General features: G+C 35.9%; 9 protein-coding genes. 6 read left to right on the top strand and 3 right to left on the bottom strand.

All coding sequences use genetic code 11. The features are described 5' to 3' along the window. Positions 1-44: 44 nt before the first annotated feature. Entirely contained in the window at positions 45-953 is a 909-nt protein-coding gene (locus V1503_RS11610) for an accessory Sec system S-layer assembly protein (RefSeq protein ID WP_410627051.1), read from the top strand. Between the two features lie 786 nt (positions 954-1,739). Here the strand turns inward: V1503_RS11610 and V1503_RS11605 are convergent. Next, the gene (locus V1503_RS11605; RefSeq protein ID WP_214480804.1) at positions 1,740-2,447 is read right to left on the bottom strand and encodes a WecB/TagA/CpsF family glycosyltransferase; all 708 of its coding nucleotides are present in this window, start codon (positions 2,445-2,447) and stop codon (positions 1,740-1,742) included. A gap of 114 nt (positions 2,448-2,561) precedes the next feature. Continuing rightward, positions 2,562-3,836: a nucleotide sugar dehydrogenase gene (locus tag V1503_RS11600; protein WP_410627049.1), complete on the bottom strand. Its 1,275-nt coding sequence runs from the start codon at positions 3,834-3,836 to the stop codon at positions 2,562-2,564. Positions 3,837-4,082: 246 nt separating this feature from the next. On the opposite strand from V1503_RS11600, the gene V1503_RS11595 reads away from it, so the two are divergent. The 5 genes from V1503_RS11595 (at position 4,083) to V1503_RS11575 (ending at position 11,329) form a co-directional block, all read left to right on the top strand. Beyond that, positions 4,083-5,048, top strand: a complete 966-nt coding sequence (locus V1503_RS11595) for an Ig-like domain-containing domain (RefSeq protein ID WP_410627047.1) — start codon at positions 4,083-4,085, stop codon at positions 5,046-5,048. Next, positions 5,048-5,743: an Ig-like domain-containing domain gene (locus tag V1503_RS11590; RefSeq protein ID WP_410627045.1), complete on the top strand. Its 696-nt coding sequence runs from the start codon at positions 5,048-5,050 to the stop codon at positions 5,741-5,743. Before V1503_RS11595 ends, V1503_RS11590 begins: the two co-directional genes overlap by 1 nt. A gap of 176 nt (positions 5,744-5,919) precedes the next feature. Continuing rightward, on the top strand, positions 5,920-6,219 hold the full coding sequence (locus tag V1503_RS11585; protein WP_410627043.1) for a hypothetical protein: 300 nt from the start codon (positions 5,920-5,922) through the stop codon (positions 6,217-6,219). A 642-nt stretch (positions 6,220-6,861) separates the two neighbouring features. Then, complete coding sequence (locus V1503_RS11580; protein WP_410627041.1) at positions 6,862-8,493, top strand: SWIM zinc finger family protein; 1,632 nt, start codon at positions 6,862-6,864, stop codon at positions 8,491-8,493. After that, entirely contained in the window at positions 8,486-11,329 is a 2,844-nt protein-coding gene (locus V1503_RS11575; protein WP_410627039.1) for a DEAD/DEAH box helicase, read from the top strand. The genes V1503_RS11580 and V1503_RS11575 overlap by 8 nt, the downstream gene beginning before the upstream one ends. Before the next feature lie 777 nt (positions 11,330-12,106). Here V1503_RS11575 and V1503_RS11570 read toward each other — a convergent pair. Further along, the gene (locus V1503_RS11570; protein ID WP_410627037.1) at positions 12,107-12,625 is read right to left on the bottom strand and encodes a VanZ family protein; all 519 of its coding nucleotides are present in this window, start codon (positions 12,623-12,625) and stop codon (positions 12,107-12,109) included. Positions 12,626-12,848: the final 223 nt, after the last annotated feature.

Raw genomic sequence — 12,848 nt, 5'->3', positions numbered from 1 at the left:
ATCTCCCACCAAATTCCTGTGAAAAAGTGAAGGGAGTTTTGTAGATGTTACCATTTTTCAAGAAAAAAGATAAAAATATACAAAAACAAGGAGAAGACAGTACAGTAAGTGCAAATGAAGTGCTCGGAACTGACGAACAATCTCATTCAAATGTCGAAGTGAAAACAGAGCTGAGCTTTCACCCATCATCAACTGTCGGTGTGGAAGAAAAATACTATTACCAGTTTTTAAATAATGAGTTGTCTCCATTAAAAGAGAACCAGGTTTCCTTATCAGGAATTGAACTAAAAAATGTAGAGGATGGTTATGTTGTTTCTGCATTTGTGCGCAACAGTCTAAACAAATCTATTCATTTTAATGAAACGGCACTTTTACTCATTGGCCCTGATGGCGAAAGGCTTGCTAGAAAAGTATTTAATTTAAAAGGGCTTGGCAACCTTCCTGCTAGAAGTAGTCGTCCTTGGGAGTTTCACTTTGAGGAGCAGCATGTTATTGCCTCTGAGCTACCAAGTACGGGCTGGAGACTAGCCTTTGAAATAAAAAAACCTCATGCACTTGACCTAGAGGAAAGCTGGGAAAAGAGCCTAGCAGACCAAGATAAGAAGATGCTTGCTAAGCTTGTTCAAGAAACACCAGCACCAAAGCCAGGAGAAGTTAACTTCATGTCTCTACAAGCTAAACAAGCACAGGACGGTAGCCTGCACGTAACGATGCTCATTCGAAACGGCAGTCCAAATCATATTAACCTAGAGAAGCTGCCGCTAATTGTCGAGGATGCTACAGGTGAAGTTATTGCTAAAGGTGGATTTACGTTAAATTCACTTCAAGTAAAAGCAAATACGAGCAAACCATGGACGTTTATTTTTCCACCATCTTTACTATTGAAAGAACAAATAGATTTACAATCTTGGAAGGCATACCCTCAACAAAACGAAAAAGCTAACCAAAAATAACATGATGATTTAATATGTTATCTTAAATCATCATTTATAGTCTAAGGCTCTTTTCGTAAACTATGTTGCGTGGTTTTATATGTTACTCTTCGTTTTACTGAAGAAAAGATGCCCCGAACGTTAAGTATATTCGTAATGAACCCTAATTACGGAAAGCAACAATGAATTCGAAAACAGCTTAGTTTAAAGAGGACGGTCAATCGTTCCTCTTTTTTCATGCTTTCATTTGTTCATGCAACAATGAATGATGTTTTCACCTACACTAACTAGTACTGTTTCCTTTCGTAACTTTGTTGCGATTATCCCTATTTGAAGATAAGATGTAATTTTACTTCATTTAATAGAAGAAATGATGCCATGAGCGCTAGTTGTAAACGCAATTATTTCGTCGAACGAAAAACAGTCTAAGCAGAAAGAAGAAGGCTCTAGTAGTTAACTTTGTGTCTATCGTTCCTATACTAGAAGATAAAGATACCGTTTTACTCCGCATTCATCGTTTTATAGAAGAAAAGGTGCACTAAATCTAGTTATTTTCGTGTTAAGTTATTTGGAATCTATGCAAAAAAACAGCCCAAAAGAAAAACGCCTATCCTAGGATAGGCGCTTTTCTCACTGGGCTACCAACCGAGATATTATATTCTCAAAAGCAAAAAGGATATAAATAGATCCTACAAGTATATATTACCATTGAAAAGCCTTAATAACAAATGATTTTTGCCGTTAGTTTATACCTTTTTTTAAAAAAATCTACTTTCATATGATAAAAGAATGTAAAATGAAAAATTGTTACCTTTTCATCGCTTTTATTAGAAATTTAGGTAAGATTAATTGCCTTTTAAAACGCCATGGCTCCTTTATTAACCGATATAGCCATTCTAAACCAAGCCTTTGAAATGACTCTGGCGCACGCTTTAAATTTCCAGAAATAACATCATAAGATCCACCTACACCTTGATACACAGTAGGATGCAGCTTATCCATATGTTTTATGATCCAGTTTTCTTGAGAAGGACTACCTAAGGCGACAAAAATAATATCAGGCTTAGCATGATTAATTGTATCAAAAACCACCTGCTCATCCTTCTCATATCCATGTAAGGAACCGACAATTTGTATTCCCGGATATTTATCCTCAAGCCTTGCCTTTGCCTGATCAGCTACCCCAGGCTTTGCTCCATATAAAAACACTCTTTTTTTGTTATTAGCGGCTGCCTCACAAAGCTTAAGCATTGTATCAATACCTGTCACTCTACTCTTTATTTTGCCTCTTCTCATTTTTGATGCGAGAACGACTCCTATACCATCAGGAATCTGATACGTGGCACTATTTAATAATTTGCGCAATGTAGCATCATTTTGGGCTTTCATTACCTTCTCAGGATTGATTGCCACAAGAAATGATTTTTTATTTTCCTTCATATTATTTAATAATTCATCAATTAGTTCATCATACGAATGTGTGCATACATCTATACCTAATATTGTTTCCTTCATATTCTCTTTCATCACCTTTTACAGGATGTTCATGACCCAATTGTCTCTTTAATTTTAACATACTTTATGTTAAATCTTTACGTTAGTAAGGACCACCCTTGCTCACTTTTCTCGTTAGTTTTTCGAGTCGCCTAAACGAAGGACGTCAAAATCATGATCCTTCCATTTCTCTGCTTGAATACAGTTTTTCGTATCAAACACGATTTTCGTCCGTAATCGATTAGCGAATAATTCTGGATCCATGACCTTAAATTCATTATGATCTGTCAATATGACAATGATATCTGCATGATCAACTGCTTCTTCAATGCTTTGAGTTTGGATATCCAATTTATTTTCCTTAATATGCGGATCATAAGCTGAACAATCAAGCCCTAGCTCGCGTAAATGATGAATGACATCAAGTGATGGACTTTCACGCATATCATCTATGTTACCTTTGAAGGCAAGACCAAACACCGCGACACGTCCATGATTAATCCCTTGATTTTCTAAGATTTCTTTTACCCTTCTTGCAGTATGCTCTGGCATACCATCATTTGTTTGACGAGCAAGTGTAATCATTTTTGCGAGGTCCGGCTCTAATTCAGCTAAAAACCAAGGATCTACTGCAATACAATGTCCGCCTACACCTGGCCCAGGCAAATGGATATTCACACGAGGGTGGAAATTCGCTAGTTTAATTGCTTCCCAAGCATTAACATTTAATTTTTCACTAATTTTGGCCAATTCATTCGCAAAAGCGATATTAACATCACGGTACGTATTCTCAATTACCTTAACCATTTCAGCTGTCGTCGCATCTGTCACGTGAATCTTTCCTTTTACGAAAGTCCTATAAAGCTCTACTGTTAGACGACTTGATTCTTCGTTAATCCCACCAACGATCCGGTCATTATTCGTTAATTCTTCAAATACTTTTCCTGGAATAACTCGTTCTGGTGAATGTGAAATAAATAACTCTGTACCGATATCTAAATTAGCTTCTTTTAATACAGGGATCATAACATCTTCAACTGTACGTGGTGGAACTGTTGATTCTAAAATGATGAGGTTTCCCTTCCTCACATAAGGTACAATTGCCTCTGTTGCTGCTCGTACGTAATCTAAATTGGCTGTCTTGTCTTCATTAATCGGTGAAGGCACAGCTATAATAAATACTTCAGCTTCTTCAGGTGTCGTTGACGCGGTAAAATTCCCGCTATCTACTGCGCTATTTAATCTTTCTTGTAGACCTGCTTCCTCAATATGTAACTGCTTATTTTGTATCATCTTCACTGCTGTTTCATTAATATCTACTCCGTGGACACGCATACCATGATTAGCAAACATTACTGCGGTCGGTAATCCTATATATCCTAAGCCTACTATACAAAGCTTTTTAGTCATGACAAAAATATCTCCTTTACAATTTCAGTAAAACGTTAGTTAATCTATATTATATCGAAAAATGTCAAATGATGATAGTTTGATAAAAATTGATAATGAAATTGTAACAATACTGTATTTATTCGCTAAAATCCTAAATAATTGAAATTGGTGTACGATATATAAAAAGAAGAATTTTTATTTATATAACATTTATTCATTTATATATGATAGGTATACTAAGCCTTTACTGGAGGGAGTTTTCACATGTTTAAAAAGTATATGATTTTTATTATCTCAATATTATTAGTTTTACCATTTATAACGAATTCAGCTTCAGCGGTTACATACCCAAATTTAGTTGAATCTAAGCCAGAGGATAATGACCAACATGTTCCATTAGGTACTGATATTTATTTTGAATTCAACGAAGATATATTAGAATACGATATAAATAAAATTAAATTACTTAGAAAGCTCTCAAACAATAATTATAAAGAGGAAAAGATTAAGCAAGTTAAGGTCTCTGATGAAGTATTAACAGTCATTCCTGAAAATAAGCTACTTTTTAATAAAGATTATAAGCTTGAGATTGAATCATACTCTATTGAATTATCGAATGGCTTATATTCTCGTAAAATCACACACGACTTTAAAACGAATTATATGACTTTTTATGAAGTTATGGCTGTTGAAAGCGGAGAAATTTCGAAGCTTTTTGCAAACTATTCACCACGTCAATTAATAGTCACAGCTCCCGAGAGATATGTTGATAAAATTGCTGTAAACCATAAAAAACAAGGTGCTTTTAAAGATCAAGTTACTACTGATGTAACTGATACTTTAACGAGTATCGATATTTTCGTAAATAGTAAAGATGTTGAAAAAGTAAAAGTTGAAATCTACGAAGAGAATACGAGGATTGCGACAAAGTACGCCAAAAGATATGAGTATAGTAGTAATAGACAAGAATATAATATTGGTTTCGGTAATCTACCTGTAAATTTTGATGTAAAAGTGACTGTTCTTGATAAAAATCTTGAGATTAAAGATAAGAAATTTGTCAAAGTAGTTTCTGAAGATCAACTTATTACAAATGTAATAGAAGATTATAAATATAAAACAGCTGGCGAAAGTAACTCGTTAGCTGAGCTCATGGCAGATCCTAAGCTATTTAATACTTATTTGAATGAACATAATATGAATGATATAAGGGTACAGGTTGATAAATAATGAATAATAAAATTGTCGTTTTTTTCGTTACGTTGTTCGTCATCTTAGCATTAGCTATTTCTTTTCCAAATGATCCGCTCCAAGCTTCTGACCCAGAGTTATGGGAAGAAAGCAATATAAGTGACCCTCTCAAGCGGTGGGAGATATCATTTAATGAACAGGTAAGAACTAAAAGTGTTGCGTATGATAGAGTATATATTATTGATAACCAAAATAAGCGTTTGAAAACTGATTTACAAGTTAGCTCAAATGGAAAAACAATTACGATTACTCCACTTGAGCAATACAAAACCGATACAAAATATTGGTTATACATTGATAAGTCTGTTCGGTCAGTCAATATGGATCCACTCAAGAAAAGCGTAATCATGCCATTTTCTTTATCAGATCAAGTTGCTACGGGCGGCTCGCCTATAGCAGTTAAAAATGATGTGCAAGATACAAGTACAGCTGATAGTCAGGAACAAGCAAAAATGACTATTCAAGTTGAAAAATATGATATGTTTGCAGATGTAACAGTGACAACAAGCTCAAATGTACAATCAGTACTTATGGATAACATAACGATGCAATACGTTGGTAATAATACATTTAATCTTGGAATAGTAGATATTATGCCAGGAGATAAGCTGAATTTTAAAGCGCTCGACCAAAATGGCAAGGTGCTTGAAAACATAAAACATGAAGTGAGATAAGCTTTCACCGTACCCTATTCTGAAAATGTGGCTCCTATACTGTGTAAGGAGCCACTTCGTTTGAAAATATGTCTCGTCTTATAAGAAGAATGGTGTTGGAGGGATATAAACACTATAACAAACCTTTATAAACGACAACCTTCTTTATTACCAACTATATTTTTGGAGATGTGAATATGTTAAAAAAATCCTTAATAAGCTTTTTTGTTTGTTTTTTAGTGTTAATTAATCTAGTCATTTGGCCAATTATTTTGCAAGAAAAACCTCAGGATGATAAAGCCGAGAGCAGTGATACTGAAACAACGAGCTCACATACGAATAATACGACAGATGAATCCTCTGAAGAAGAATCGAGTGATGATGAACAGATTGAAGAATCAAATCCTGAAGAAAATCCTGAACAAAATACTGAAAGTGAACAAGCTGAAGAAATTGTTGATCAAGAGGAACAATTTCAAATTATTGATATAAAATAGGGCATGTAATAGAGATCTTCCATTTTTAGCAAAGCAAGAATGGTAGCATAATTGAATAGTGAATACACACCATAAGTCCTTGTAAGAAAGGTACCTGAGTCATTACGCTGGATCGCTTAAGCGTGTTAGTTCATTGGATTGGGAATGAGTTCAGCTTCCCTTAGCAGATTTAACACAAACAGCCTCTCCTACCAATTGAAGCTTATGAAAGATAAACCCACTCATTATCAATGGAATAACCATCGGCAATGAGTGGATTTCTTTGTTAAGTAGACATTGCTTTAAAGCGTTCAATAAAACTGTTGTTGCTAACACATAAATATATGTACCTATAAAATAATGAGGTGCATCATCACTTTTCTTCTAAAAACAATTACAATCGTATAACACACCCCTAGTTGATACAATTTAATAGCAATCGCAAACAAAGTTCATGCACGGATTGTTGAAAGGTTCTTCAATATTGAATTTTGTTGTTAACTTCTATACCCATGAGACTATTTCGACAGTTTCCCATTCCGTTAAGTGCTAGAGGTTATTCCTTTGTTTTACCAAAAGTGGGTCGACAGTGCTGTATGAGGTGGTTTACAATGATAAGATATGGTATTTTTCGGTGTGAATTTGTCATAATGGAGGGTTTGTATGCTTCAAGATGTGCTTTCTAAGGAGCAAGTTGTCAATTGCGCAGAAAAAATTAAAGAATTACTTGCCCCAGACAACGAGAAGGACAGAATATTAGCGAATAAAGGTCTTCTTCTTTATCGCCAAGGAAACGTATATAACGTCAACGTTGAAGAAGACGTAGTCAGAGCGCGAGTGCAAGATGTCACACCATTTGATGTCAGCCTTGATTTGGATTTTATTCAATTCAGTGAATGCACTTGTACAGCAGAACATTTTTGTAGACACCAGCTTGCTGTCTTTTTTTCGGTTTATGCTGCAGTCGATCGCGTAGGTAACTTCTTAGAGGAATGGAAGAGAAGTAGAACAAAGATTGTCGAAAATATAGCTTTAAGTAAGCTAGGTACCAAGAAGGTCATTGCGAAATATGAAGAAAAATCTATCGCTAGTTGGATGGATTTTTTTGAAAAAGAATATACTTCTTTTTTACAGCAGCGTTCACATGACGACAATTATTTTTTTGCTAGCCTTTATCATCGCTATTACGCTAACTTAAAAGGCGAAGCACCGACTCAACTAGAATTAAAGCGCTTATTTACCATGCATGCCGGCTTAACAACCATGGCAAAGATGAACGAACATTTAACTCACATAAGCATGTCAAGTTATGGCATGGATAACTATGTTACTCCATATATACACCACCTCGTAGATGACATCATAGAACAAGCTGAACTACTTGGTAACGTTACATTACCATTTATTTTTGATTCTTTATTACAAGAGAGTATTGAAAGGCTTCATACGCTCTTTATTCCAATAAATCAATTTAAATATGATCGAATGACTGTTTATCGCGTCATTTGGTCTAAGCTATTGCAAAAAAAACAATGGGTTGACTTAGAAAGAGCATGGCTACAAACACGACTAGACGAGCAAGAAAATGAGGATAAGAAAGCTGATTTATATGTGATAGCCCTTGCACATATGGCATTTTTAGATAAAAACGATGAGGATGCCATTAGCTTATATTCACAGCTTGATGACCCTACTGCCTTACCGTACAGCTTTACATGGCTCATACAGTTAGCCGACAAAAAAGCATGGGCAAGAATGGATCCCTGGGTTTACGATATGTTAACGAAGCTAGATGAGTATATATCGTCTTCCCACTCCTATGACCAAAGTCGAACGATGACAAGAAAAATATTACATTTACTTGCTGATTACAGTTCAGAGTCTAATAAAGACGATGTATATGTCGAAGCGATGGAAAAGCTGTTACCTTATAGCTATTATGAATTTGATGATTATTTGTATACACATGAACAATATAAAAAATGGGTTGATCTACAAATTTTAGTAGGTTTCGCTGTTGATGAGCATGACAGATATACGCTAAAGGAAATTGAGGAAAAGGATCGCGAAGTGCTACTCCCCTACTATCACTATTCCATCATGAAAATGGTGAAGCTAAAAAATCGTCAAAGCTATAAGCAAGCTATTAAATTTTTAAAAAAGCTGCGCGCACATTATCGTAAGCTAAAGCGAGAAAATGATTGGAATATATATATAAACAAGCTCGCCACGTCCCATAAAAGACTGCGTGCCTTTCAGGAAGAGTTAAGGAAAGGAAAGTTGCTTCATGAATAGTACATTAGCGTTGCATATCGACACGTTAATAGTTGAAGATCAGTTTTTTATATACGATCGTTCCGTCGTTGAGGAGAACGATTATGAGAAGCTATTTCTCTGGCATGAAGCCTCTTTTTATGGATCATTTCTTAAAATGCAAACCGTAAAAGGTGTGAAGGGAGTCATTCTTTCTCCTTGGGAAGCACTCGACTTTTTTGCTAAAGATGTTCATAACTCATTTATACATGTTGACTGGAGTGAGGAAAGCCAGCTATATAGGAAAATTGCACCTCTGCTAAAAGAAGCCCTTACGAGTACAGACTTTTTACCAGACTATCATAGTTGGAAACTTCACCAACGATTCAGGTGGAAATTAACTGACTTTTGGCTTTCAGAGATCAAGGAAGCTGTTAATCATAATGAAGAGCACGAAAGTATTGCAATAGCATGGTTCTCTAGTGCTTTAGCAAATTGGCTTCAATCCGATGATGAACTAAAAAATGTATGGAATGACATTGAACAAACTTTCCCACTCATTAGCCTCAACGCACATGATGAACATCAACGCCTCCAGTCTAGTGAGATTGACCCGAAGCATGATCAAATTCACCCTCAGACGATCGTCTTTAGTGAAGATGATTGGTTAGAAAAGATCGGTTGGAAACTAGATACAACGCCCTTTACTGTTGGATTGCGACTTGATGAACCTGAACAGGATGATGGAATTTGGCTGTTAGAAACGTTTTTACGCTCAAAGGACAATAAAGACGAGCTAATGATTTTGAATGAAGATCAACTGCCAACCAAATGGAAGCCATATATTGATCGCATTGAAAGAGAACAAACATTGTGGGGAAAACTTATTCCTTGGCTACAAACAGAAAGAGGTATACTGGCAAAGTTAACAGAACAGCACGCATGGGAATTTTTAACCGAGGCAAGTGAAACATTGCTCTCAGCAGGTGTTGAAATTTTGCTACCATCATGGTGGCAAGCATTAAAGGATACGAACCTCTCTATGAAAGCGAAGGTTAAATCGACATCATCCAACGGTAGAAAATCTTTTGTCGGCTTAACACAGCTAATAGATTTCGATTGGCGATTTTCGACAAATGGTATCGATTTATCGGAAGACGAATTTTTGACACTCGTCGACCAGAAACGACGCCTTGTCAACATACGGGGAAAATGGGTGAAGCTTGACCCAGAATTTATTAGAAGAGTACAAAGCGTTCTTGAGAAAGCAAACAAAGAAGGCTTGCATTTTCGAGACATTCTTGAACAAGAGCTATTACGAGATGAGTTAACAGATGGTCAATCAACTGCGGATGACAGACCATTTGCAAAGATCCAAATTGAATTGAATCGCCATTTAAAAAACATGTTAAAGCAGCTTAATGAAGTTCAAGAGATTCCTTCAGCAACAATCCCAGCTACATTTTGTGGTGAGCTGCGTCCTTATCAGCAACAAGGTGTTGACTGGCTGTTATTTTTACGTAAATTTGGTTTCGGTGCATGTTTAGCTGATGATATGGGCCTTGGCAAAACGATTCAAATGATTGCTTATTTGTTAAAGGTTAAAGAGGAAGAAAAAAAACATAAGCCATCTCTATTAATTTGTCCAACTTCCGTTTTAGGAAACTGGCAAAAAGAACTTGAAAAGTTTGCACCTTCGTTACGTATTCATTTGCATTATGGTTCTTACCGTGCAAAAGGTGATATGTTTGAGTCTACTGTTCACAATGCCGATGTAGTAATCACTTCATATGGACTGTCACACCTTGATTTTGAAGATCTTTCAAGGATACAGTGGGGAACGATTTGCATCGATGAAGCACAAAATATTAAAAATGCGGACACGAAACAGTCTAAAGCGATACGCCAATTAGTAGGTGAACACCATATTGCGTTAACGGGTACACCGATGGAAAATCGACTTTCGGAATTATGGTCAATATTTGATTTTAGTAACCCAGGTTATTTAGGAAGCTTAGGTAAGTTCCATAAAGACTATGTGAACCCGATTGAAAAGGACCGATCTGAGCAACACATTAATAAGCTACAAAAATTAATTCGGCCCTTCTTATTACGTCGCACAAAAACCGATCAAGAAGTAGCATTGAATTTACCTGATAAACAGGAGCAAAAGGAATATTGCCCGCTTACTGTGGAGCAAGCATCATTATATGAACAACTTGTTCAAGACACGCTTACAAAGATTGAGCAAGAAACAGGGATCAAACGCAAAGGCTTAATTCTAACGATGCTCAGTAAATTGAAGCAGCTATGTAATCACCCTGCTCTCTATTTAAAAGAAGAGCAACCGCTTGATGTACTGAATCGATCTACAAAGCTTGGTAAGCTACGAGAGCTTATCGACAATATTCGTGAAAGTGATGAAAGCTGTCTCATTTTCACACAATATATTGGTATGGGTAATATGATCAAAAAATTGTTAGAAGATGAGCTCGGTGAAGAAATATTATTCCTGAATGGTAGCTTAGCTAAAACAAAGCGTGATCAAATGATCGCACGCTTTCAAAATAAAGAAGTAAACATCATGATTTTATCATTAAAAGCTGGTGGAACCGGCTTAAACTTAACCGCTGCTAATCACGTCATTCATTTTGACCGTTGGTGGAATCCTGCAGTAGAAAATCAGGCAACTGATCGAGCACACCGAATTGGGCAAAAACGTTTCGTGCACGTCCATAAATTTATCTCGACTGGTACGCTTGAAGAAAAAATTGATCAAATGCTTGAGCAAAAGCAAGCGCTAAACGATCAAATTATTCAAACTGAAGCATGGATTACAGAACTATCTACAGAGGAGCTGCAAAACTTGCTGCTGTAAGTTGGTGATCTGAATACGTTTCATCTTATATTTGTTAACCAGCTATAAAGTTCATATTAAACTCTAGAGTAGGCTTCACCTAATGAGCTGTTGTAGATATAGAGGCAACCAGTTTGCCAATTAGCTGCTCCTTATAAATACCTCCCCCCTACTTAGGTATGGGGGACCCATCTCATAGCGAACTAAAACATCGATCAAGGAGGTAGGAAGATTTGGAAAAGCCTAAACGAACGAGAGGACGAAAGAAAACTACAGTAAACCCAAAACACGAGGGGAAAGCTGAGCAGTGGCAGCAACTGTTACAATTAGTGGAGAAGAAACTAAAGAAGTAAAGCATGATAGGAAGGAAAAACGCTAGGTAGATGTAATTCACAGCACATTCAGGTAGATAAAATATCTATTTAGCAAACATGTGGTGCATAGTAAAACAACCTTCAGCTCTAGGCTTTAAATCATAGTAACACGTAGACAAATTATCGAATGTTCGCACATATCCCTATCTCCTACCTTACTTTAGAAATACTCACGATCACAACTAAAATTCTTAGCATCTTTTGTGATGTAAAATTGTATGAATCACATATCATCTCGTTTAAGCAATCAAGTAACGAAAAAAGTATAAGGCAAAGACAATTAATATCACCACATAAACATATCAGTACTATGTTTATATGACTTTTTCAATTAATGGCATCATTAAAACGATTCATTCAAGTGATGAATCGTTTGCTACTTTCCATATGTACATCATCTAAAAAACTAGGAGCTGAACGATCATTATTTCTTGAAGACATAGAATCCAGTTATTTTCACAGATCTTCTGAAAATTATTGCAGCTGTTAGGATTCCCACTAAACCACCAAAGCTATCTAAAAGGACATCGGCTATAAGCGGAGAACGACTGCCCGTAAACATTTGATGAATTTCATCGCTAGCAGCATAAATAATAATAAATGACATCGCATAGATCATGCATTTCCATTTATTTCGGAAAATCATCGCTAGAGCATTAAATGTTAAAAAGCCTAATAAAAAATAAATAAAGAAGTGAGCACCTTTTCGGATGAAAAACTCAAGAAATGAATAAGGTCCCTTACTTGCCACACTGATTTCCGATCCACTATAAGTAAATTGTATATGTGAGAAATAATCGATAATCCATTGCTTGTCGATATATTTTGCTAGTTGTGGTCTTAAGTCTTGCTGTGAATATGGTTGTGATGAAAAGTAAAAAATGACGGCCGCACAACTAATTACAGACAACCAAATGAGTATAAGTACAGCTTTTTGTTTCATTTATAATCCCCTTCTATATGCATATCCTTAAAAAGGTTGGTATCAAGTGTGGGAAACAACTGACAAAGGAAGCGCTGACCCTATTTTCCACCCTCCACCTTTGCTATTTGCAGTTGCCCTTACCAAAGCTCATTGAACTACCTCACCCTGACCTGTTCCATCCTTTTTTAACAGTTATTCAACTACTATTTATAGCCAAAATATTTAAAAATTATATCTTTTT

This window comes from Nanhaiella sioensis (genome assembly GCF_046557775.1).
Taxonomy (GTDB): domain Bacteria; phylum Bacillota; class Bacilli; order Bacillales; family SM2101; genus Nanhaiella; species Nanhaiella sioensis.
This window is presented reverse-complemented; position numbering and strand designations above follow the sequence as displayed.